At 65.8% G+C, this 23,475-nt stretch carries 20 protein-coding genes; 5 read left to right on the forward strand and 15 right to left on the reverse strand.

What is annotated here, in order from left to right; translation table 11 throughout:
• Positions 1–27 precede the first annotated feature (27 nt).
• The 5 genes from BG023_RS10065 to BG023_RS10085 form a co-directional block, all read right to left on the reverse strand.
• The gene (locus BG023_RS10065) at positions 28–759 is read right to left on the reverse strand and encodes a class I SAM-dependent methyltransferase (protein WP_069310332.1); all 732 of its coding nucleotides are present in this window, start codon (positions 757–759) and stop codon (positions 28–30) included.
• A 2-nt stretch (positions 760–761) separates the two neighbouring features.
• Positions 762–1,889, reverse strand: a complete 1,128-nt coding sequence (gene prfB, locus BG023_RS10070) for a peptide chain release factor 2 (protein ID WP_069310333.1) — start codon at positions 1,887–1,889, stop codon at positions 762–764.
• Between the two features lie 68 nt (positions 1,890–1,957).
• On the reverse strand, positions 1,958–2,497 hold the full coding sequence (locus BG023_RS10075; protein ID WP_069310334.1) for a peroxiredoxin: 540 nt from the start codon (positions 2,495–2,497) through the stop codon (positions 1,958–1,960).
• Positions 2,498–2,540: 43 nt separating this feature from the next.
• Positions 2,541–5,066 carry a penicillin-binding protein 1A gene (locus BG023_RS10080; RefSeq protein WP_069310335.1) on the reverse strand — a complete coding sequence of 842 codons (2,526 nt, stop codon included), beginning with the start codon at positions 5,064–5,066 and terminating at the stop codon, positions 2,541–2,543.
• 54 nt (positions 5,067–5,120) lie between these two features.
• The gene (locus BG023_RS10085) at positions 5,121–6,020 is read right to left on the reverse strand and encodes an N-acetylmuramoyl-L-alanine amidase family protein (protein ID WP_069310336.1); all 900 of its coding nucleotides are present in this window, start codon (positions 6,018–6,020) and stop codon (positions 5,121–5,123) included.
• Positions 6,021–6,446: 426 nt separating this feature from the next.
• Between BG023_RS10085 and BG023_RS10090 the strand changes: the two genes are divergently transcribed.
• Complete coding sequence (locus tag BG023_RS10090; RefSeq protein WP_069310337.1) at positions 6,447–9,113, forward strand: Rne/Rng family ribonuclease; 2,667 nt, start codon at positions 6,447–6,449, stop codon at positions 9,111–9,113.
• 63 nt (positions 9,114–9,176) lie between these two features.
• Here the strand turns inward: BG023_RS10090 and BG023_RS10095 are convergent, their stop codons facing one another.
• Positions 9,177–9,812, reverse strand: a complete 636-nt coding sequence (locus BG023_RS10095) for a class I SAM-dependent methyltransferase (protein WP_069310338.1) — start codon at positions 9,810–9,812, stop codon at positions 9,177–9,179.
• Positions 9,813–9,905: 93 nt separating this feature from the next.
• Between BG023_RS10095 and BG023_RS10100 the strand changes: the two genes are divergently transcribed.
• Positions 9,906–10,217 carry a hypothetical protein gene (locus BG023_RS10100; RefSeq protein WP_069310339.1) on the forward strand — a complete coding sequence of 104 codons (312 nt, stop codon included), beginning with the start codon at positions 9,906–9,908 and terminating at the stop codon, positions 10,215–10,217.
• Here the strand turns inward: BG023_RS10100 and BG023_RS10105 are convergent.
• The gene (locus BG023_RS10105; protein ID WP_083234646.1) at positions 10,214–10,969 is read right to left on the reverse strand and encodes an SDR family NAD(P)-dependent oxidoreductase; all 756 of its coding nucleotides are present in this window, start codon (positions 10,967–10,969) and stop codon (positions 10,214–10,216) included. The two genes, BG023_RS10100 and BG023_RS10105, sit on opposite strands and share 4 nt — an antisense overlap.
• A gap of 142 nt (positions 10,970–11,111) precedes the next feature.
• Here BG023_RS10105 and BG023_RS10110 point away from each other — a divergent pair, with 142 nt between their 5' ends.
• From BG023_RS10110 to zapE, 3 genes are read left to right on the forward strand one after another with little or no spacing between them, the layout of a single operon-like run.
• Positions 11,112–11,903, forward strand: a complete 792-nt coding sequence (locus BG023_RS10110; protein WP_069310340.1) for a succinate dehydrogenase iron-sulfur subunit — start codon at positions 11,112–11,114, stop codon at positions 11,901–11,903.
• Between the two features lie 4 nt (positions 11,904–11,907).
• On the forward strand, positions 11,908–12,375 hold the full coding sequence (locus BG023_RS10115) for a PaaI family thioesterase (RefSeq protein WP_069310341.1): 468 nt from the start codon (positions 11,908–11,910) through the stop codon (positions 12,373–12,375).
• A 4-nt stretch (positions 12,376–12,379) separates the two neighbouring features.
• A complete protein-coding gene (zapE, locus tag BG023_RS10120; RefSeq protein ID WP_069310342.1) occupies positions 12,380–13,501 on the forward strand; it encodes a cell division protein ZapE in 1,122 nt (373 codons plus the stop codon).
• Here zapE and BG023_RS10125 read toward each other — a convergent pair.
• From BG023_RS10125 to BG023_RS10160, 8 genes are read right to left on the reverse strand one after another with little or no spacing between them, the layout of a single operon-like run.
• Entirely contained in the window at positions 13,498–15,393 is a 1,896-nt protein-coding gene (locus BG023_RS10125) for an XrtA/PEP-CTERM system amidotransferase (RefSeq protein ID WP_069310343.1), read from the reverse strand. The genes zapE and BG023_RS10125 overlap by 4 nt on opposite strands.
• A gap of 11 nt (positions 15,394–15,404) precedes the next feature.
• Entirely contained in the window at positions 15,405–16,412 is a 1,008-nt protein-coding gene (xrtA, locus tag BG023_RS10130) for an exosortase A (RefSeq protein WP_069310344.1), read from the reverse strand.
• Entirely contained in the window at positions 16,402–17,622 is a 1,221-nt protein-coding gene (locus BG023_RS10135) for a TIGR03087 family PEP-CTERM/XrtA system glycosyltransferase (RefSeq protein ID WP_069310345.1), read from the reverse strand. Before BG023_RS10135 ends, xrtA begins: the two co-directional genes overlap by 11 nt.
• A complete protein-coding gene (locus BG023_RS10140; RefSeq protein ID WP_069310346.1) occupies positions 17,622–18,680 on the reverse strand; it encodes a FemAB family XrtA/PEP-CTERM system-associated protein in 1,059 nt (352 codons plus the stop codon). The genes BG023_RS10135 and BG023_RS10140 overlap by 1 nt, the downstream gene beginning before the upstream one ends.
• Positions 18,677–19,606 carry an XrtA system polysaccharide deacetylase gene (locus BG023_RS10145; RefSeq protein WP_069310347.1) on the reverse strand — a complete coding sequence of 310 codons (930 nt, stop codon included), beginning with the start codon at positions 19,604–19,606 and terminating at the stop codon, positions 18,677–18,679. The genes BG023_RS10140 and BG023_RS10145 overlap by 4 nt, the downstream gene beginning before the upstream one ends.
• A gap of 3 nt (positions 19,607–19,609) precedes the next feature.
• The gene (locus tag BG023_RS10150) at positions 19,610–20,788 is read right to left on the reverse strand and encodes an XrtA/PEP-CTERM system-associated ATPase (RefSeq protein ID WP_069310348.1); all 1,179 of its coding nucleotides are present in this window, start codon (positions 20,786–20,788) and stop codon (positions 19,610–19,612) included.
• Between the two features lie 16 nt (positions 20,789–20,804).
• The gene (locus BG023_RS10155; RefSeq protein ID WP_069311256.1) at positions 20,805–22,463 is read right to left on the reverse strand and encodes a hypothetical protein; all 1,659 of its coding nucleotides are present in this window, start codon (positions 22,461–22,463) and stop codon (positions 20,805–20,807) included.
• Positions 22,460–23,461, reverse strand: coding sequence for an AAA family ATPase (locus BG023_RS10160; protein ID WP_069310349.1), 1,002 nt, complete (start codon positions 23,459–23,461; stop codon positions 22,460–22,462). The genes BG023_RS10155 and BG023_RS10160 overlap by 4 nt, the downstream gene beginning before the upstream one ends.
• Between the last annotated feature and the right edge of the window lie 14 nt (positions 23,462–23,475).

A 23,475-nucleotide genomic window follows, 5' to 3' on the forward strand; every position in this document is an offset into this window, starting at 1 on the left:
GGGGCAACCTTGCGCCGCCTTGGCCACTCACTCCGCGTTACACACCTTGATCGCTTCCGGCGCGACCCGTGCCTTGCCGCGCTCGAAGCGTGCGAAATAGCCCTTGATGTCAGGACGTTCGATGTACTCGACGAGCACATAACCGACCGCCTCGAATTCGCAGAACAGCAGGTTATGCGGCAGCCCGTGGCGTCCGACCGGAGTTTCACTTTCCACGACAATGATCTGGCCGCCGGCATTGAGCGCGGGCCACATCTGCCACAGGAAGGCGTAAGGCTCGACGACCTCATGATACATGTGGACCATGAAGATGCGGTCGAAGCTGTCCGGCGGCAGCTGCGGATTATCGCTGTCGCCGAGCTTGATGGAGATGTTTTCGAGCCGCTCGCGCTCGACCCGGCGGCCTAGACGCTGGAGTGCATCGCGGCTGATATCCTGCGCCAGCACGCGGCCATCGGCCCCGACCTTTTCGGCCAGACGGACAGTGTAATAGCCTTCGCCCGCACCGATATCGGCGACTGTCATGCCGGGGCGGATGTCGGCCAGTTCCATCACCACATTCGCCTCGTTGCGCTCGTCACGCGCATCTTCGTTGGCGAACTCGGTCGAGACGACCTTGGCAACCGGACGGTCGGGCTCGGGAAATTCGAGGACGCCCTCTTGTTGTTCAGGCACGACAGGCAGCACGCGGTCGCAACCGCCCAATGCCAAAGCGGCGGTAACGGCCAGAACCGACACCAGCGCAGGCACGCGCATCATGCTTACTCCACGTCCTCGATCTCGACCTTCTCGCCGGTCACGCGCTGGGCGAGCGCGGCCGAGATGAAGGGGTCAATCGCGCCATCGAGAACTGCGTCAGGCGAAGTCGAAACCACGCCGGTGCGCAGATCCTTGACCATCTGATAGGGCTGAAGAACGTAGGAGCGGATCTGGTGTCCCCACCCGATATCGCTCTTGGCCGAATGCTCCGCGCTGGCCGCTTCCTCGCGCGAGCGCATTTCGGCCTCGTAGAGCCGCGCCTTGAGCATGTTCATCGCGATTTCGCGGTTCTTGTGCTGGCTGCGGTCCTGCTGGCTGGCGACCACGATGCCAGTTGGCTGGTGGGTGATGCGCACCGCGGAATCGGTGGTGTTGACGTGCTGCCCGCCCGCGCCCGAGGCACGGTAGGTGTCGATCTTGAGGTCGGCCGGATTGATCTCGATTTCGAAGCTGTCGTCGATCACCGGATAGACCCACACGCTCGAAAAGCTGGTGTGGCGGCGGGCCGACGAATCGTAGGGGCTGATGCGGACGAGCCGGTGCACCCCGCTTTCGGTCTTGGCATAGCCATAGGCACCGTCGCCCTTGATGAGCAGCGTGGCCGACTTGATCCCGGCCTGTTCGCCGGCCTGATACTCGACCGTTTCAACCTTGAAGCCGCGCCGTTCGGCCCAGCGGCCATACATGCGGAAGAGCATTTCGGCCCAGTCCTGGCTTTCTGTGCCGCCTGCGCCCGCGTGGATTTCGAGATAGGTATCGTTGCCGTCAGCCTCGCCCGAAAGCAGCGCCTGCACCTTGTCGGCATCTGCGCGGTCGGCGAGCCGTTCGAGCGTGCGCAGACCATCCTCGACGATGCTTTCTTCGCCCTCGGCCTCGCCCATTTCGATGAATTCGATCGCATCGGCCATTTCGGCGGCGATTTCGTTCACGGTGTTGACCGCCGTTTCCAGCGTCTTTTGCTCGCGGCTGATCGCCTGCGCCTGCTTGGGATTGTCCCACAGGTTCGGATCCTGCACGCGCGCGTTCAGCTCGTCGAGCCGCCGCAGCGCGCGCTCCCAGTCGAGCGACAGGCGCACCAGCGCCAACGCCGCTTCGATCCGGTTGATATAGGCATGGGCCTCGGCCCGCATGATCTATCCTTCAGTCACGCCACAAAGTCGGCCCCGATTAACGGGGCGAGCGCGATTGTAAAGCGCCGCTATTTCTTCAGCGCGCGCACCGCCGCCAGCGTCTTTTCGACATGACCGCGGTAATCGGCGTTCGAATGGACCGCCACGATCCGTCCATCGCGGGCGATGACATAGGACGTGCGGGTGGTCAGACCGGAATTGCCCATCGCCACATCATAGGCGGCAATTACCTTGGCCGAGGCGACCCCGACCGGGAAGGCATCGCGGCACTCCTGCCGGCTGAACTTCTTGAGCGTTTCGATATCGTCGCCCGACATGCCGATCACGCTGGCACCGGCAGCCTTGAACTCGGGCATCGCCTCGGCAAAGGCATTGGCTTCGAGCGTACAGCCGGAAGTGAACGCCTTCGGGTAGAAATAGAGCACCACCGGCCCCTTTGCGAGCGCGGCCCTCAGCGAGAAGCCAAACGGCTTGCCCGCCAGTGCGGCGCGGGTGGTGAAGACAGGGGCCTTCGTCCCGGTCGGCAGCTCGGCAGCGGCGATCGAGGCGATGGTGGCCGAGCCCGCAACAGCAAGCGCGGCAGCGATGGTGATAAATGCGCGTTTCATATGTTCTGAACCCTCAAACCCACAGTGTGGTTCCGCCGCGCGATCAATCGTTCCCGCCGACCTGTTCCTCGATCACGCCATCCGTTTCCTCGGTCGTATCAACCACCGCGCTTTCGGCGTTCTGACGGCCGGCGCGGATCAACGCGAGGATTTCGTTGCGGCGGGCCGCGATCTCGTCCTGACGGGTATAACGCTCTGGCTCGGTGTCCGGCTTGAAGGCTTCCCAGATGATCGCCGACTTGGGATCATCGGTCGGCCAGCCATCAAACACGCGTTTACCCGAGCGGCGATCGACCCGCACCATCCGCACGCCCTGCGGCGCAACCGGCGGCAGGTCCGACCACTTCTTGCGGGTCTTCTCGATCAGGCTCTTGATGATCGGCGCCGCGATGGTGCCGCCATAGGCATAGCCGCCCATATTGCGCGGCTGATCGAAGCCGACATAGGCCCCGGCGACATATTGCTGGGTGCCGCCAATGAACCAAACGTCCTTCGGGCCGGTGGTCGTCCCGGTCTTGCCGAACAGCGGCAGGCCGAGCGGGTTGAGCACTGTCGCAGTCCCGCGACTGACCGCGCCGCGTAACATATGCATCACCTGAAAGGCGGTACGCGGGTCCATCGCCTGCGTGCCGCGGACACCGAAGCGCGGCATCGGCTTGCCATCCCACTTGGCCATGTTGCAGCCACGGCATTCGCGGTTATCGGCCCGCCACAGCACCTTGCCGCGCCGGTCCTGAACATAGTCGATCAGGGTCGAAGGATTGAGCCGCCCGTGATTGGCGAGCGCGCTATATGCCCCCACCATCTTGAGCAGCGTGGTCTCGCCAGCGCCGAGCGCAGTCGAGGGATAGGCCGGGAACTTGCCGATCCCCAGTTTGTCGATCTCGCGCACGACATTGGGCATCCCCGCCGTCATGCCGATCTGCACGGTCATGATGTTCTGCGACTGCTCGAGGCCGTAGCGCATCGGATGCTGCCCGCCGCTGCCTGGCCCGCCGCGAATGCACTTCTCGCCAAGATTGGCGCCCTGATAATAGCAGAAGCGGTTGTTATCGATCTGGGTCGAGGGGGTCATCCCGCTGTCGAGCCCGGCGGCATAAACGAACGGTTTGATGGTCGAGCCCGGCTGACGCTTGGCCTGCGTGGCGCGGTTGAAATCGGACAGGCGGTGATCGAACCCGCCCTGCATCGCCAGGACGCGGCCCGACTGCGCGCTTTCGACGACCAATGCGCCCTGCGCTTCAGGAAGAGTGCGAACCTGCCAGCCATTGCCCGAGGGGCTGGCGGCAATCACATCACCCGCCTTCAGGCGATCGGGCAAGCCATAGAGCGGCGCTTCATTGCCGTCGGAAAAGCCGATCCGGGCTGAAGATCCGCTCCGGCGGGTCACCACCCCTACGCGCCAGTTGCGGTAGCTGATCCCGAGCGGCGAGCTCGCCAGCTGGCCCGCCCAATTGCCTTCGCTCACATCGATGGTCGCGATCGGCCCGCTCCACGCCCGCCCGCCATGATAGCGCAGCAGGCCATCGCGCAAGGCATCGCGCGCAGCGAGCTGCATCTGCGGATCAAGCGAAGTGCGCACCCACAACCCGCCGGCATAGACCGAGTTAGCGCCTTCCTCGGCGGTTTCGCCGAAGCGCTCGATCAGTTCACGCCGCACTTCTTCGAGGAAGTAACCGGCATCGACACTGCGTTCGCGCCGCTGGGTGACAAGGCCGAGCGGCTTTGCTGCCGCAGCGCGCCGTTCGGAGCCCGATATGAAGCCATTGGCTTCCATCTGATCGAGCACGAAATTGCGCCGTTCGAGCGCGGCCTGCTCCTGCCCCTTGCGGCCATATCGCTCGGGCGCCTTGGGCAGGATCGCAAGAAATGCCGCTTCGTGGAGTTCGAGATCGTCGACATCCTTGTCGAAATAGGCACGCGAGGCAGCCTGCACACCAAAGCTGCGGCGACCGAGCGGGATCTCGTTGAGATAGAGTTCGAGGATTTCCTGCTTGCTCAGCACCTGTTCGATGCGCCCGGCCAGGATCATTTCCTTGAGCTTGCGGGTCACCGAATACTCATCGCCGAGCAGCAGATTCTTGGCGACCTGCTGGGTGATCGTCGACCCGCCCACTGCACGCCCGGTGCGCGCCGGATTGAGGTAATCGATCACCGCCCCCGCAGTGCCGAAGAAGTCGATCCCGCCGTGGCTGAAGAAGGTCTTGTCCTCGGCAGAGAGATAGGCCTCGATCAGCTGCTGCGGGAAATCGGCATATTGCAGCTGCACCCGGCGTTCGCGGGCATAGGAATGGACGATTTCGCCATCATAACCGCGCACCACGGTGGGCAGCGGGGTTTCGTAGGTCAGCAGCGCCTCGGCTTCGGGCAAGTCGCTCGCCAGCCAGACGAACACCGCGATCCACAGCACGAGGAAGGCGCCCACTGCGCTCGCCCCGATCCGGAACAGACGGCTTTCGCGCCAATGCGCCTTGAACCACACCAATGCCGCGCCGACATCGCGGTTGGCGCGGTAACGCAGGTAGGCCCAGTTCGAAAGCGGGGCGGTGGCGGGGGTTGGCTCGGTCATGGGCGAGGCGCAACTAGCACGCGCCGACCTGCGAAGGCTAGCCGGTTTCGGGCCTTACTCACCGGCAGCCGCTCCGGTTGCGCGGCGCGCGAAATAGACCTTTATCGCCCGTGCCAAGACCGATGCATACTGCGCCCTGCCCTCCGGCGTCGTGAGGCGCGCGCGATCGGCAAGATTGGTCACGAACCCGCTCTCTAACAGCACCGACGGCACATCCGGCGCGCGCAGCACGGCGAGCGCGGCCGAGCGGCGCGGCTGCGAATGGAACGCCAGCTGGTTGCTCCCCTCGCGCAGCACCAGATCGGCGAAGGCGAGCGCTTCTTCCTGCGTGCGCTGCTGCGAGAGTTCGACCAAGATGGTGCTCACCGCATCGCTCTGGCCACTGATGACGATGCCGTTCAGGCGGTCGGCATCGTTCTCGCGCGCAGCAAAGCGGGCTGCGGCTTCGCTCGAGGCGGCGTTAGACAGAGTATAGATGCTTGCCCCGCTGACATCGTCCCGCTCCCCTGCGGAATCGGCGTGGATCGAGATGAACAGGTCAGCGTCGAGCAACCGCGCGATTTCCGGACGGTGGCCGAGCGGCAGGATGCGATCATCGCTGCGGGTCAGCGCGACCCGGATATTGCCCGCCTTGAGCAACTCGGCACGCACCGCCCGGGCAATCGCCAGCGTGATGTCCTTTTCGTCGATCTTGCGGCCCTGCGGATCAATGCCGCTCGCACCGGGATCGCGACCGCCATGCCCGGCATCGATCACCACCAACGGACGGGAGGGATCATCGGGGCCATCAATCTTGGGCAGATCGGGCGGGACCTGCGCTTCATCGACGATGAACCGCATCACATAATCGCGGCCCCACTGCGGCACCGGGATTGTCACCCCGAGCGCCAACGCGCCGCCCAGCAGAAGCGCGGGTGCCAGCAGCACAACCAGGAGCAAGGTGCGGTAGCTCATCGTATCCGCAGGATTACGTTCCGGCCGCAAGGAAACGCAATAGAGTTGCGGGGTTTGCCCCACAGTGCTACCGATGGTGTTGGAGAGGTAGCATCGGAGCGTTTGAACGTTCCACCGCCTTCCTCTTGCGCCGGATCATACCACCTCTTTCGGTTTCTGGCCCAGTACAGGTTGATGCAGTGACGAGACGTTTTTCCCGGCAGATCAGCATTGAGCGCGCTTCGCGCGCCGGTGGTGCTGCGGGCCAAAGCGCGGCAATCCGCCGCACGCCTTGTTTTGCAGACACGAGCTTCGCGCCCACCGCCCACTTCGGGCTTGGCGCGACAATCCCTTCCGGTACGCCCATCGGGCACACCGGTTCATCCCACAATTGGCGCCCCCTTTCCTCCCGCTTGCGGAGCAGGCCGGGCGCATGGAGAATATTCAATGGCAACGCGCATGCTTATCGATGCGCGCCACCCGGAAGAAACCCGGGTGGCGGTTCTGCAAGGCAACCGGATTGAGGAATTCGATTTCGAATCTGCCGAACACAAGCAGATCAAAGGCAATATCTATCTCGCCAAGGTAACCCGGGTCGAACCCTCGCTGCAGGCGGCTTTCGTCGACTTTGGCGGCAATCGTCACGGCTTCCTCGCCTTCAGCGAAATCCATCCTGATTATTACCAGATCCCGAAGGCGGATCGCGACGCGCTGCTGGCCGAAGAGGCCGAAGCTGCCGAGGAAGAAGAGCGTCTGCGCGCCGAGGAAGAGGCCGAAGGCATCTCGCCCGGTTCGGAATACGACGCCGAGGACGACAGCGGCGAAGCGCTCGCCGAAGACTTCGCTGAAAACGGCGTCGAGGAAATCGACACCTCCGACAAGGACGATGTCGCCACCATCGAAGGCGGTGCATCGGACGACGACGAAAGCGCCGAAGACGAGAACGGCGAAGATGACGCCGGCGAAGAAACTGGCGAGGAAAATGGTCAGGAGCGCGGTCGCCGCGGCCGTGGCCGTCGCCGTCAGGGCAAGGGCGGAGACAGCGCCAAGGGCCGCAGCCGTGCCAAGCAGGTCGACGAAGTCCGCGCCAAGCGGCTCGAACTGCGTCGCCGTTACAAGATCCAGGACGTGATCCAGCGCCGACAGGTGCTGCTGGTGCAGGTCGTCAAGGAAGAGCGCGGCAACAAGGGCGCGGCGCTGACCACCTATCTCAGCCTCGCGGGCCGTTACACCGTGCTGATGCCCAACTCGTCGCACGGCGGCGGGATCAGCCGCAAGATAAGCTCGACCAGCGATCGCAAGCGGTTGAAGGACATGGTCTCGGACCTCAAGCTCCCCAAGAGCATGGGTCTCATCGTCCGCACCGCGGGCATGAGCCGCACCAAGCCCGAGATCAAGCGCGACTTCGATTACCTCGCTCGCGTATGGGACGAGATCCGCGAGAAGACCCTCGCTTCGGTCGCGCCCGCGCTGATCCATTCGGACAGCGACCTGATCAAGCGCGCAATCCGCGACATCTACAACAAGGAAATCGAGGAAGTCGTCGTCGAAGGTGCGGAAGGCTATGCCTCGGCCAAGGCCTTCATGAAGCTCCTCATGCCCAGCCACGCCCGGCGGGTGAAGGCCTATTCCGATCCGGTGCCGCTGTTCCAGCGCTATGGGGCGGAAGACCAGCTGCGCGCGATGTATGATCCGATGGTGCAGCTCAAGAGCGGCGGGTACCTGATCATCAACCCGACCGAAGCGCTGGTGTCGATCGACATCAACTCCGGCCGTTCGACCAAGGAGCACGGGATCGAGGCGACCGCGCTTCACACCAACCTTGAAGCGGCACGGGAAATCGCCCGCCAGCTGCGCCTGCGCGACATGGCCGGCCTCGTCGTCATCGACTTCATCGACATGGAGTATTCCTCCAACGTCCGTAAGGTCGAAAAGGCGATGAAGGACGCGCTCAAGAACGATCGCGCGCGCATCCAGGTGGGCCGCATCTCGAGCTTCGGGCTGATGGAAATGAGCCGCCAGCGCCTGCGCACCGGCGTGCTTGAAGCCACCACCCGCGCCTGTCCGCATTGCGATGGCACCGGCCTTGTCCGCACCGCCTCGTCGGCGGGCCTGTCGGCGCTGCGTCTGATCGAGGACGAAGCGGCCAAGGGCAAGGGCACGCAGATCCGTCTGGCGGCGAGCACCGAAGCGGCGATTTATCTCCTCAACGAGAAGCGCGCCGATCTGGTCGAGATCGAGCACCGTTACGGCGTCAGCGTAGAAGTCGTGCCGGAAGGCGAGGACGAAGGCGCCAAGATGAGCGTGTCGAGCTCCGGCCCGCGTCCCGCGCAAGCTCCGAAGTTCGATCCGATCATCGACGAAGAAGACGACGATGATCTGCCCGAGGAAGAGGACGATTTCGCCGAGGAAGAGGCTGAAGAGCGCGAACCGCGTCAGCCGCACCGCGAACGGCCCGAGGGTGATGATGAAGGCGGCCGCAAGAAGAAGCGCCGGCGTCGGCGTGGTGGTCGCAACCGCAACCGCGGCGACCGCGAGGACGGCGGCGAAGGTGCAGCCGGTGATGCGGACGATAGCGATGCCGATGGCGAGGACGGCGGCGAGTCGCAGTCCGAGCGTCAGAACGCGAGCGAAGACGGCGAAGGCCGCCCCAAGAAGCGCCGTCGGCGCGGGGGTCGCGGTCGCAAGCGTCGTGACGCCGATGGCAACATGATCGAGGGCGACGCGCAGGATAACGACGCGGATGCTGGCGAGAGCGACAGCGAAACGGGCGAGGCAGAAGCCGAGACCGCGACGCCTGTGGCCGAAGCCGAAGCGGCCGAAGAAGCGCCTGCCGAAAAGCCCAAGCGCAAGCGGGCTCCGCGCAAGCCCAAGGTCGTCGAAGCCGAGGCCGAAGCTGCTCCGGTGGAAGAAGCCCCGGCCCCCGCCGAGGATACTCCCGCCGCTGACGAGAAGCCCAAGCGCAAGCGGGCTCCGCGCAAGGCCAAGGCAGCCGATCCCGCTCCGGCAGAAACCGCCGAAGTCAGTGCAGCTCCCCCGGCGGAACCTGCGGCAGAAGACGATGGCGACGGCAAGCCGCGCCGCGGCTGGTGGCAGCGCACTTTCGGCGAATAATAAGCCGAAGGCCGATCACACAATCAGGGGCGGGAGCGGGCAACCTCTCCCGCCCCTTTTGCGTCAGGCTGCCGCCTTGCGGGCGATGCCCCACTCCATCCACCCGGCAAAGCGCGGGGTCTTGGGCGTATACCCCTCGCCCAGCGTCTCGACCGCGAAGCCTGATCCCTGAAGGGCGCTGGCGATCGGACGGGTCAGGTGGCAGCCACCCGCAAGGCGTTTCCAGACCGGCTCGATCCGCTCCTGCCAGCGAAGCACGTCAGTATCGGGTGCGCGGCCGTGTTCGAGGAACAGCGCCTGCCCGCCGGGTCGCAGGATGCGGCGTAGCTCGCGCATGACCTGCACGGGATCCTCGACCGAACACAGGGTGAAGGTGCAGACCACGCAGTCGAAGCTGGCATCGCCAAAGGGGATTGCCTCGCCCTTCCCTTGCCTGAGATCCGCCGCCCAGCCCTTGGCCTGGGCCGCCGCGCGGGTGGCATCGAGCAGTCCTCCATGCGGGTCAATCCCGGCATATGAGGTGATCGCCGCAGGGTCATAGAACTCGTGGTTGATCCCGCCGCCGCAGCCCAGTTCGAACACATCGCCCCGCGCAAGCGGCACGACAGCGGCGCGGCGCTTCATCACCTGACCTTGCGAGCACGCGCAGGTTATCAGGCGCGGCATCACATTCGCCTCGTACCAGGTCTTGAACCCCATCCCCGTTCTCCTCCGCTTGCCCTCTTTCCCCGAGGAACAATGCGTGGCACGTTATGCGGCAATTGCCAAACGGGCTGTGGGAGAGAGACCGTCATGACAACCACCACGCGTTCAGGCTCAGGCACGGGCGCGCCCGGCAAGCCGGGCTTCCGGTTCCATTCCAAGCTGTGGATCGGCGCGGCCATGCTGCTGGCCTTCCCCGCGCTCGGCACCGTGATGGGGCGGGCCAACTGGGGACCCGAGGACTTCGTGGCGATGACAGCGCTGCTTGCCTTGCTGTGCGGAGCGATCGAAGCCGCCCTGCACTGGCTTGATGCCCCGCGCTGGCGGATCGGCATGATCATGCTGGCGGTGCTGATGTTCCTGACTGTCTGGGTGCACCTTGCTGTGGGGCTGTTCGACTAGGACGGAACCTCCGCGCCGCGGAAGTCGAAGACGCGGCCAGATTGCTCCGGCGTGAGGCGCGCCAGCACACCGAGCAAATTCGAGGCAGCGTCTTCGGGTTTGGTCAGCTGGCCGTCGGGCAGGCCTGACTGGAACGGCGCCGACAGCGCGCTATCGACCGTGCCCGGATGCAGACCGACAATCACGCTTTCCGGATGGGTGCGCGCCATTTCCAATGCGAAGTTGCGCAGCAGCATATTCAGCGCCGCCTTGGACGCGCGGTAGGAGTGCCACCCGCCCAGGCGGTTGTCAGAGATCGAGCCGACCCTAGCGCTGAGCGCCGCAAAGATGAACGGCCGGCCGCGCGGCATGAGCGGCAGCATGTGCTTTGCGATCAGCGCCGGCCCAATGGTGTTGAGCGAGAACACCTCGCCCATCGTGGCCGGATCGAGCCGCTTGTAGGTCCGCTCCGGCCCGGTGCTATCTGCGAGCGTGAGCACACCTGTCGCCACGATCACCCATTCGGGCGGATCGGCTCGCATCGCTTCAGCCGCACTGGCAATGCTCTCTTCATCGGTAAGATCGAAGGCGAAAGGCACAAGTCCTGCCATGTCAGGTCCCTCAACCCGACGTGAACCGGCGTGGACCACCTCTGTCCCGCCCGCGAGCAACGCCGTGCACAGCGCCGCGCCGATCCCGCCGCTGGCGCCGAACACCGCCGCGCGGCGAGGCCAGCGCACTGGCATTTCCGATACTTGTTCTGCCTGTTCCATTGCTGCTCAAAGCGCACCGCAACCCGCTTGGTTCCGGCACGTGAGGCGCATTCAACCTCTGTGCAAAACCGCGCAACAGCGCCCGCTTGCGCGCACGCGCGATGCCGCTAGATAGGGTGCAATTCGAAACCGGGATCACGTAATGGCGACCTTCACTCTCCCCAAGAATTCCAAGATCAACAGCGCCGGCAAGGTCCACAAGGCCGAGGGCGACAATGGCAAGGGACGTGTGAAGTCGTTCAAGATCTACCGCTACGATCCCGACAGCGGCCAGAACCCGCGCTACGACAAGTTCGAGATAAATCTCGACGAATGCGGCCCGATGGTTCTCGACGCGCTGTTCAAGATCAAGAACGAGATCGACCCGACCCTGACCTTCCGCCGTTCGTGCCGCGAAGGCATCTGCGGTTCGTGCTCGATGAACATGAACGGCAAGAACGGCCTCGCCTGCACCACCGCAATCGAGGATCTGAAGGGCGAGATCCGCATCACCCCGCTGCCGCACATGGACGTGATCAAGGACTTGGTGCCCGATTTCACGCACTTCTACGCGCAATACGCAAGCATCCGCCCGTGGCTGCAGACCGTTTCGCCGACCCCGAGCGGCAAGGAGCGGCTGCAATCGCCCGAACAGCGCGAGAAGCTCGATGGCCTCTACGAGTGCATCCTGTGCGCCTGCTGCTCGACCTCGTGCCCGTCCTACTGGTGGAACTCGGACAAGTTCCTCGGCCCTGCGATCCTGCTCCAGGCCTATCGCTGGCTCGCCGACAGCCGCGACGAGATGACCGGTGAGCGTCTGGACGATCTGGAAGATCCGTTCCGGCTCTACCGCTGCCACACCATCATGAACTGCGCGAATGTGTGCCCCAAGGGCCTCAGCCCGGCCAAGGCCATCGCGGAGACCAAGAAGATGATGGCCGAGCGGGCCATCTGATCCGGTGAGCTTCAAGGACGACGTATTCGAACACGGGCCGGACCCGGAAAATCCCGGCTGGCATCACTGGAACCTCAAGGATCCCACGCTGTTCAACGGCGCGGTGATGGGCAAGCTCATCACCCGCGTCGATCCCGACGGGAAAGCGCGCCTCAGGATGTTCCCCGAGCGCAAGCACGAGAACCTGCAAGGCGTGATCCACGGCGCGGTGACGCTGGCGCTGATCGACATCTCGCTGTTTGTCACCATGCATCGCATCGGCACCGGCAATGCCGGGCCTTCGGTCACGTTGGAACTCTCGACGCAGTTCGTGGGTGGCGGCGATCCCAAGCGCCCGCTCGATGCGGTGACCGAGATCGTGCGCGAGACCGGCAAGCTCGTGTTTGTGCGCGGGATGGTGGTGCAGGACGAGGACACTGTCGCCAGCTTCTCGGGCATCGTACGCAAGATGCTGCCACGCGCCCCAGCCTGACGCCATGCCCGGCCTGCTCGTCCGCTATGATGCACTGATCGCCAGCGGCCAGCTGCGTGCCGATCCCGATCAGCGCGCCGCAGCGGAACGGCTCGCGCGGTTGCAGGACGAACTCGAAGCACCCCCGCCGCCAAAGCGCTGGTATGCCTATATCCTCGGTTCACCCCCGACCACGCCCGACCCGCGCGGCGTCTACCTCTGGGGCGGGGTCGGGCGCGGCAAATCGATGCTGATGGACCTGTTCGTCGAAACGCTCGGGATCGAAAAGAAACGCCGGGTCCACTTCCATGCCTTCATGCTCGAAGTCGACCGCCGCATCGCGGCCGCGCGCAAGGCCGAGCGCAAGGACCCGCTCACCGCCGTGGCGCTCGAAATGGCGGGCGAAGTGCGCTGCCTCGCATTCGACGAGATGGTGGTGACCAACACCGCCGATGCCGCGATCATGGGGCGCTTCTTCAAGACGCTGATCGAGAGCGGCACGGTGATCGTCACCACCTCCAACCGCCCCCCACGCGATCTCTACAAAGACGGGCTCAACCGCTCGCTGTTCCTGCCCTTCATCGATCTGGTCGAACGCCGGATGGATGTGCTGAGCCTCAACGGCGCAACCGATTACCGGCTCGACCGGATCGGCGGGCTGGCGATGTGGCATTCGCCGCTGGGCGATGCGGCGACGGCGCAGGTGCGCGAGGCCTTTTTCCGCCTCACTGACTTCGCCCCCGAAGATGCCGCCAATGTGCCCTCGGGCGAACTCGATTTGGGCGGTGGGCGCACGCTCCACGTGCCCAAGAGCCTCAAGGGCGTGGGCGTATTCAGCTTCAAGAAGCTGTGTGTCGAGAACCGCGGCGCGGCGGATTACCTTGCCATTGCCCGCGCGTTCCACACCGTGATCCTCGTCGGCATCCCGCTGATGGGGCCGGAAAACCGCAACGAAGCGATCCGCTTCACCAAGCTGATCGACGCGCTTTACGAATACCGGGTGAAGCTTTTCGTCACCGCCGCCGCGCTGCCCGAACAGCTCTATCAATCAGGTGACGGCGCCTTCGAATTCGAGCGCACAGTTAGCCGTTTGAACGAGATGCAGAGCGCCGATTACATGGCCTTGGGCCACGGCACCGAAGACTAGGCGCTCACACCTAGGCGGGTCAGCGACTTCTCCAGCATCAACAGCTGCCACAGGGTGCGCGAATGGTCGGCGCGGCCAGCGATATGCGCTTCGGCGAGCGCTGCGATAGACTTGGGATCGAAGAACCCGGTCTGCGCCAGACAGCCCGACGCGATCCCGCGCGCCGCACCGGCCAGCGGGCCGCGCAGCCATTCGGCAATCGGGGTAACGAAGCCCTGCTTGGGCCGGTAGAGCACGTCATTCGGCAGGTAGCGCTCGAGGCTCTTCTTGAGCAGGTATTTGCCCGACGAACCCCGCACCCGCATCCGCTCCGGCAAACGCGCCGCGAATTCCACCAGTCGATGATCGAGCAGCGGCTCGCGCGCCTCGAGGCTCACCGCCATGCTCGTGCGGTCGACCTTGGTGAGGATGTCGCCCGGCAACCAGAAGGCAAGATCGGCATATTGCGCGCGGTCGAGACCTGAACGGCCGGGGGCTGCGCACATCATCGCGATCAGCTCGTCCTCGGCACGGAAGCCATCGAGACTGGCGGCGAAGCTGTCCGAATAGAGCGCGCGCCGAGCCTCGGGCAGCGTCACCGAAAGCCCGCGCGCGTAGCCTTCCTCTCCGCTCTCCGCGAGCGCGAGCAAGGTCGCCTTGGCCCGCAAGGGGCGCGGCGCCCAATCGGCCTTGGGCCAAGCGCGGCCAAGCGCGCCGAACAAGGGCGCGCGCAAACCCGCTGGCAACACCGCACGGGCACGCTCCTCATGGTGGTGAAACACCTGGCGGCGATATCCGGCAAAAGCCTCGTCGGCCCCGTCACCCGACAACGCCACCGTGACCCGTTCACGCGCCAATTGGCATACCCGCCATGTTGGCAGTGCCGAGGCATCGGCGAAAGGCTCGTCGAACATCGCGGCGATCTGGTCGATGGCGGCAAAATCATCGGTGGCGACGATCCGCTCCTGATGATCCGCACCGAACCGCGCTGCGACCTGCCGCGCGTAACTCGTCTCGTCATAGGCGGCGACGTCGAACCCGATCGAGCAGGTTCGCACCGGCTGCGCGCTTGCCTCTGCCATCAGCGCGACGACGCCCGAGGAATCCACCCCGCCCGACAGGAAGGCGCCTAGCGGGACATCGGCCACCATGCGCGATCGCACGGCATCGCGCAGCAGATGGACGAGCTGGGCGGAGAGATCGGCCTCGCTGCCACGCTCGCGCTGGCTGAAATCGATATCCCACCAGCGCTGCGGACGGCCCGGCGTGCGCCCCTGCTCGATCAGCCAGAAATGGCCTGCGGGGAGCTTCGCCACCCCCGACAGGATCGAATGCGTATCCGGCACATAGCCCCAGGCCATATAGGCCTCGATCGCATGCGCGTTCACCCGACGGCGCAGGAGCGGGTGGGCAAGCAGACCCTTCAGTTCCGAAGCAAAGGCGATGCTGCCATCGGACAGGTGGGCAAGGAACAGCGGCTTCACCCCGAAGCGGTCCCGCGCGAGGAACAGCTGGCGCTTGTCCAGATCGAACAGCGCGAAGGCGAACATCCCGTCAAGCCGCTTGAGGCAATCGACGCCCCAACGCTGCCACGCGGCAAGGATCACCTCGGTGTCGCCGCTGGTGCGGAAGGTAAAACCGGCCTGTTCCAGCTCGCGCCGCAATTCGCGGAAATTGTAGATTTCGCCGTTGAAGACGATCACCGCGCGGCCATCGGCGGAATGCATCGGTTGGGGCGAGCCGGCAAGGTCGATGATCGAAAGGCGTCGGTGGCCAAGGCCGATGCCGTGATCGGTCCACACCCCCGCTCCGTCAGGCCCGCGGTGCGCGAGCGCCTCGCACATCCGCTCGACCCGCGCCGGATCGACCGGCTTGGAGGTTTCGGCATGAACGATCCCGGCAATCCCGCACATCGGGATCGGACCTAAAGCATCGCCGCGAGCGCGGCAATCGCGGCCAGCGAACAGGTCGCAAGCACGGCACTGGCCGGCGCAAGCGCATGGGTCTCGGCACGCGAGAGCCAGTCCCACTTGGCAAGGCTCGCGGCATCCCAGCCATGCTGCTCGGGTTCGCGCTCGAACCAGCGCCACGCCCCGGCGAGCACCAGCGCGAGCACGATGGCAAAGAACACCCAGCCATAGATGATATGATCGAAACCGGTTGCTGCCTCGGCGCCGATGGATTGCGCGACATAAATCGTCGCAAAGGCGCGCACGCCATTGGCGAGGATCGGCACGATCACGCAGGCCGCCATGAACAGCGCGCGCCGTCGCCAGCTGGCAAAGCGGGTAAAGGCGACCAGCACCCCGAGCGTCGCCATCGCGACCAGGAACTTCACCCCTGAACAGGCCTCGGCAACGATGAACAGACCTGCGGGTGTATCGATATGCAGGCCTTCGATCTGCGCCGGCACCCCGCTCCAGCGCACCAGCGTCACCGCGATCTCGGCGGTGACGAATTGCAGCGGCGGGATGATCTCGTCGCCGAACGGGACAAGGAACGCGCCCATCGCCAGCGGAAGGGCGAGCAGCAGTGCGGCGCGCAACCCGAGCACGCTCAGCACCGCCGCCTGCAACGCCACCACCGCGCCTGCATGGGCAAGAAGGTTGATCCCGCTCGCCCGCCCCGCAAGCCACAGGCACAGCGCCGCGACCACCAGCACAAGACCCGGCCAGAACGGCTTCGGCGCGATGCGCGTCAGCTCGCCGGCCTTGAGCCAGACCAGCCAGCCCATGATGAACGGCACCAGCAGCAGGTGGTTATAGGTGTCGATCGCCCACCACTGGTGGAACATCTCGCCCCAGCTCGATACGGTCGCGAGCATCAGCGCGAAGCTGACGACCACCAGCGCGACAAGCGGCGCGCGCCAGTCAGCGGGAACGCTGCCTGCGGCCATCGCCGGAGCGGGGAGCGTGCTCTGCTCAGGCGGCATCGCGAATCCCCTCGCCCGGCTGCCCCACAAGGCCAGCCAGCGGTGCCAGCATCGCGTCCCAGCCATGATGCGCGAGCACGAAGCGCCGCGCTGCCGCGCCAAGTCCGGCAGCCGCAGCGGGATCGGCGAGCAGCGCCGCGATCCGCGCCGCCATGGCTTGCGGATCGGGCGGGCACACCAGCCAATGCGCGCCATCCTCGGCGGCGATGCCGGTTGCCGCTTCGGGGGTGAGCACCACGGGCCGCGCCATCGCCATCGCCTCGAGCACCTTGTTCTGCACTCCGCGCGCGATCAGCAGCGGGGCGAGCACCGCGTCGGCCGCCGCGATGAACGGGCGCACATCGGGCACTTCGCCCCAGACGTGAACCCCGGGCGTGCCGTGATGCGCCATGAGCGCGCGGGTCGGGTTGCGCCCGACAACATGGAACATCGCCTGCGGCAGATGCGCACGCAGCTTGGGCAGCAAGGCCTCGATCACCCACAGCGCAGCCTGTTCGTTGGGCCGGTAATCCATCTGGCCGGTGAAGACGAAATGCGGCCCCGGTTGCTGCTCGATGGCCGGATGCGGCGCGGTGATGGCGGGGTCGAAGAAGGCCACATCAATGCCGTTGCCGATGACCTCGACATTGACCTTGTCGGGCGTGACAAGGCGGCTGCGATAGAGCGCGGCCTCGGCCTCGGAGATCAGGATCGTCGCATCGGCGCGTGCACCGAGCCGTTCTTCCTCCGCCCCCAGCAGCCGCGCCTCGCGGGCGTTGAGCCACACCCGCTCGCCTGCCTCTGCGTAGCTGGCAAATTTGGCGCTATCGACATCGCACAGGTCGATCACCACGCGGCCGGCAAAACCCTCGGGCACATATTGGCCCATCTGCCCGGAGAAGACGACGATCGCGCTGATCGGACGGCTTGCGATGGTGCGCCGCACCCAGTCCGCCAGCTTGGCCGAGTGAAAGGCGGTAAGGCTGACCGGCTTGCCCGCCAGCACGGCCTCGATCCCGGCCAACGCCAGCGGCTTGGAGCGCGCCGCGACACAATGCGAGGCGGCAACGCCAGCAAGCGCGGTTTCGGCCTCCTTGTCGCCCTCGCCGAAGCAACCGACGTGCACGGGAGCGAGCCGCGCCAGCGCCTTGAGCAGATGGTGCGAACGAATCCGGTCGCCGCGATCGGGCGGGAACGGCACGCGGTGCGCGAGGAACAGGATCTCGCCCATCAGGCCAACCCGCGCGCAATCCACGGCCCCACCAGATTGGCGACGGGCAGCGGGAGTCGCTTCCAGAGCTCGATCTTGCGGCTGTAACCCGCATCGGTCGGATCGATGTTGCGCTTCGCCGCAACACCATCCGTCCATGCGCCATAGGTCAGCGGCACAGGATCGAAGCCCCAGTTCTTCTTGAAGCTGTACGGCCCGCTCCCCGTCTTGGAGCGCCCGAAATCGAAACGGGTCATGCCCTTGCGCCGGGCATGGAGCATCAGCTCATAATACATCACCTCATTGGCGCGAGCCGCGCGCGCGGCGAAGGTGCCACCACCCCAATAAGGCAGCACCGCGCCATCGTGATAGAAGCTGAGCACGCTGGCGAGCGGCGTGTCGCCCTGCCAGACGGTGAGGATATCGCTATCCGGAAAGGCATCGATCATCGCGCCGAACAGGCGCTTGGGGAACACCGGCGTGCCGAGATTGCGAACGCTCGCGCTGTAGCAGGCGTAGTGCGCGGCGAGATCATCGCGCCCGCGCCCGATGGTGATGCGGTGGCCGAAGCCCAGTCCTTTCCGCACCTCGGCGCGGGCCTTGCGCGGGATGGCCAGAAGCTGCGTTTCATCATCGCCAGCAAGTTCGCGCTCGAACCCGCAATGCTTGTCCGACCAGCAGTCCCACCCCGCCGGAACCGGCCCGCCGCGCAGTTCGATTTCGCCAAAGCCGCCCGCGCGCACGGCATCCTGCGCCGCCCCCGCCAGCGCATCCGCCGCCGCCTCGCTCGCAGCGCAAATGCCGCCGCCGACCGCAAAGCCGCTCGAAACCAGCGCCTTCCCGAACAGCGGCGATCGCACCTCGGTGAGCGGCAGCCAACCGGTGATGACGCCGAGCCGTTCGGTCACAAGGCCCGCAGCGCGCTGCCCCGTCCCCGCCTCGACCGCGCGAAGCCAGGCCGGGCGATGAAACAGGCTCGCGCGCATTTCGACGACAAAGCCTTCGATCCGGCGCAGGTCCTCGGCATCGCCAAAATCGACGATCCGCACGCTTTCGCCGGCCTTGACCGGCGCGTTCATGCCGCAATGCCTGTCAGCACCGCCGGAACAGGCATGGCATCGGCGCGCGCCTGCTCGGCTGCTGCGACCTCGTCCATCCGTCCCCAGCGGAATTCGTGCACCAGATCGCTGAGCTTGCCCGCCATGCGCGCAAGGCCGGTGTAGTGGCGCAGGCGCGAGCGCATCGAGGCGTTGGGAACGCGCGGCTGATCGGGATCGACCTCCCACGGGTGGAAATAGAACACCGCCGGACGCCCCTCGACGCGGTTCACCTGCCGGATCGCCCAGCGCGAAAAGGCATAGGGCAGCACGCGGAAGAACCCGCCCCCGCCCGCCGCCACGCGCCGCCCGCCAAGCATCGCGGTGGTCACCGGCAGTTCGATCAGCGACGAACCGGCGAGCGGGCGGAACGCAAAGCGCGGGGCTTCGGGCCAGCCATAATGGTCATGCACCACCGGCGCGACGCTGGAGGAATAGGCATAGTCCTGCTCGGCCAGCTCGGCGAAAGCCCACGGCGTGCGGTGATCGATCGAGAAGCTCGGCGCGCGGTAGCCGCTGACCTTGACCCCGGCGCAATCCTCGATGGTCTGGCGCGCCTTGCGGATATCCTCGGCGAACGCCTTGCGATCGAAGGTGAACACCCGTGCGTGATCATAGCCGTGGCTGGCAACCTCGTGCCCGGCATCGGCAATGCGGCGGATCATGTTGGGATGGCGCTTGGCAACCCAGCCCAGCGTGAAGAAGGTGCCGCGCACATCAGCCTCGGCCAGCAGATCGATCACGCGGTAGACGTTGTCCGCCACCCGCGTGCTGATGCTGTCCCATTCATCGCGCGCGATCACATCCTCGAACGCGCCGACCTGGAACCAGTCCTCGACATCGACCGACAGGCCATTGACGATCCTGGCCCCTGCAAGGGCGGACAAGGAATGAGAGGGCGCGTTCATGGCTCACGCCGCCTCGCGCGACGGATCTTCCTCAAGCCACTCGATCAGCATGGTGAGCACGTGGCGGAACGACCGCTCCTGCTCTTCCAGACGCGCTTCGATGCGCGCCATCGCGGCCGAGAGGCGCGCTTCGGCAGCTTCCGCCTCGGCAGGAGAGAGCTTCGCGCCATCCTGACCGCTCTGCCCGGTGCCCGCGGCCTGCAATTCGCTGATCGCCGCTTCGAGTTCGGCGGTGCGGGCATCGCGTTCGGCCAGCAGCTGCGCGAATTCGGCAGCAGGGATCGGGCTGACAGAGGGAGCCGCCGCCACAGGCGCGCTGTCCACCGCCGGCGCGGGGGCAGCTTCGGGCTCTTCGGCAGCGCCGCGGCTCTGGTCCGCGGCCATTTCGATCATCACGTCATCGAGCATGCCAAGCGTCAGCTCGCCGCTGTCCTCGATCGCGCCGAGAAGCAGCAGGCGGTTCATCACCTGGTTGACGCGGCGGGGGATGCCGTCGGTGTGACGGTAGAGAGCGCCCATCAGCCCGGTTTCAAACGCCGGATAGCCGTTCCAGCCAACCTGACCGAGGCGGTGCTTGACGTAGAACTCGATCTCTCCGGCATCGAGCGCTTCGAGATGGTGCGAGGCGATGATGCGCTGGCGCAGCTGTTCAAGCCCCGGATGATGCGCGAGCATGCGACGGAATTCGGGCTGGCCGAGCAGCAGGCTCTGGAGCAGCGGGTGCGAGCCGAGCTGGAAGTTCGACAGCATCCGCAACTCTTCGAGCGCGGTCAGATCGAGGTTCTGGCATTCGTCCACCACGAGCAGGCAGCGGCGGCCGGCGCGGGCTTCATCCTGCAGGAAGCGTTCGATCTGGCCGAGCGCGGTGGCCTTGTCGTGCCCTTCGACCGCCAGCCCGAAAGCCTGCGCGACGACATGGACGATCTCCTCGCCATCCAGCGCGCTGGTGACGATCTGCGCAACGCTCAGCGCTGCCGGATCGATCCGCTCCATCAGGTGCGCGACCAGCGTCGACTTGCCCGCGCCAACCTCGCCGGTGATGACGATGAAGCCTTCGCCCTGGCTCATGCCATAGCCGAGATAGCTCATCGCTTTCCGATGGCTGGTGCTTTCGAAATAGAACTGCGGATCAGGGGTCAGCTGAAACGGCCGTCCGGCGAATCCATAGTGTTGCTCGTACATGAGGCTGTCATCCCTCTCAGAAATTGTATCGCAGGCCGACAAGGGCGGTGGCGAAGGCGAAGTCCTGCGCGGTGAATTCGCTGTCGAAATAGTCGACCGCGATTGCGGCGCGGCCGGTAAGGCGCTCGGTGATTGCGCGGTTATAGGCGAGCGAGGCCCCCATTGCGGTGGTGTCGCTGCCATTGCCCGGCGCATCGAACCAGTTGACGTAGGCGTTGGTGGCAAGGCTGGCATCGGCGCTGACCTGGCGGGTCAGCCCGCCGATGACGTAGTAGCTTTCATCGGTCAGCCCATCGAACGGGGCGAGCACGGTGCCCGCTGCCGCGATGAAGGTGCGCCGGTCATAGCCTGCGCCCAGCGCCGCAGTGGTGCGGCCGATCTGGCGCTGGTAGGAAGCGCGCACGCCGCGCCCGCGGAACGCAGCCGAGCGCACCGAACCAAGCGCGCCGACCACGGCCTGCCCCTCGGTATCGCTGAGCAGCCCGCCGAAATCGCCCGTCACCGGATTGCGGATCGCAGTGAAATCGCTCGATAGCCCGGCGAGCGCGTTGTTGATCACCCCGCCAAAGCCGCTCACCCCGTCATAGACCGACAGGGCAAAGGCGCTGCGCCGGCTCGGAACATATGTGAAGGTGCCGTAATAGGTCGTTGAATCATAACGGCGACCGACAGCAGCGGTCAGATTGGTGCGCGAGCTCGGACGCCACATCACGCCGACATCCCAGAGCAGGCCGTCGACATCGAAGGCGATCCGGCGCGGGGCAGCGCTGTCGGTCACGAACCGGCCGTCTGGGCCGATCACCGGCACGCCATTGGCATCGCGCACCGCATCGCGGCTGGAAATCTCGACATCCTCGTAACCCGCGCCTGCCACCAACGCGACGGAGCGGGTCAGCGGCACGGTCACATCGCCGCGCACGTAAAGGTCGCGCACGCGCTGGTCGAGGTTGCCGATATCCTCCTGAAAGCCGCCCGCTGTCACCGCAATGCCGACCGGGAGGAGATCATCCGGACGCACACCTGCGCGCAGCTGGCCGGTATAGGTCACGCTGTCATCGAAAGCGTCGACCGGTTGCCCCTGCGGGCTGACCAGCACGGCATCATTCTCAAAGCGGTTATAGCCGACCCGGGCAACACCGGTCAGATCGACCACGCCAACCCGCGTCGCAAGGCTGGGCCCGGCGTAGAAGCTGTAGAAGCGTGCTTCGGCATCCTGTTGCACCAGCGGGTTCAGGGTGCTGCCCCCGCCGCCATCGGCGCGTGTGCGCGAAGCGAGCGCCCCAGCCTCAAGGCTCAGCGCATTGGGAACCACCGCCAGCGTGCCGCGCGCAATCCCGCTCACGGTATCGGTGTCGACGCTGTTGTCGTCATAGCCGATATTGCGCTCGTAACGCAGCGAGACCGCCGCGCCGCTGTTGCGCCCCTGAACATTGATATCGACCCCGACCGCGACCTGGCTGAAGGTCAGCACGTCATCGCCGGGCGACAGCTCGGCCGAAAGCACCTGCCCGACCTCGATGTAAGGCTGTACCGACGGTCCGCGGCGTTCGGCTTGCGCGGGGGCAGGCCCGCTACCCTGTTGCGACGGGCCGGGTTGCTGTTGCGCAACCGCAGGCGCGCCGCCCATCAGCAGCGCCAGCGCGGCCAGCAGGAAGGAGGCGAACCTGCGGATCATCCCCATCCCGCTCCATAGGTGCCGAAATGCCGCCCCGAAGGGCTGTAACGCGCGGCGTTGAGCAGCAGCTTGATATCCGCGCAGGCCGAGAGCAGCTGGCGCGCATCGTCGAGCGCCGCGCGACTGGTCTCGTCGGCGCGCACCACCAGCACGGCCTGCCCGACATGGGCCGCCAGCTCCGCCGCCGCCGACGCAGCGAGCGCAGGCGGCGTATCGAAGATCACGATCCGGTCAGGCGCGCCTTCGGTCAGCCGGTCGAGCACCTCGCGAGTGCGAGTGCTGGCGAGATATTCGGAATCGCGCACGCTCGGCGTGCCGGCGGGCAGCACGAACAGGCCGGGGATGTCGGTCGCGATCACCAGCGATTCGGGCGCAATCGCCGGATCGGCGAGCGTATCCATCAGCCCGGCGGTCGCGGTGATGCCCAGCCGCTCGGCCGCTGCGGGCTTGACCACATCGGCATCCACCAGCAGCACTTCGAGCCGCCGTTCGACAGCGAGCGCGATGGCGAGATTGGTGGCGCAGAAGGTCTTGCCTTCGCCGGGATGCGGCGAGCACACGAGAATGCGGCGCGCCAGCGCACTATCGACCGCGCGCGCTTCGGCGAGCAATTCGCGCTTGACGATACGGAACTCTTCAAGCTGGCCGGTCACCGGGTCTTCGGGCACGATCAGCCCGTTGGCCCGCATGAGATCGCGGTCGATGCTCACCTTAGGACCGCTGAAGGCCACAGCGACGGGCACAGGCTTGGGCGGTTCAACCGGCGCCGCTGGAGCAGGTGCAGGTGCAGGTGCGGCGACCGGAGCCGGAACCGGAGCCGGAACCGCAGCCTCGACAGGCGCAGGGGTTTCGGCAGGCGCAGCCGGACGGCGGCGCGGTTCGGCAACCGGAGGCACGCTCGGCGTGCGCGCGGGGCCAAGCCCGAAGGTCATCTCGGCGCGCTCGAACAGCGAAGCCGGACGGGCGCCCTTGCGATCGATCTTGCTCTGGTCGGTCATCGCTTCACCCTTGT

Source organism: Porphyrobacter sp. LM 6 (assembly GCF_001720465.1).
Classification (GTDB): domain Bacteria; phylum Pseudomonadota; class Alphaproteobacteria; order Sphingomonadales; family Sphingomonadaceae; genus Erythrobacter.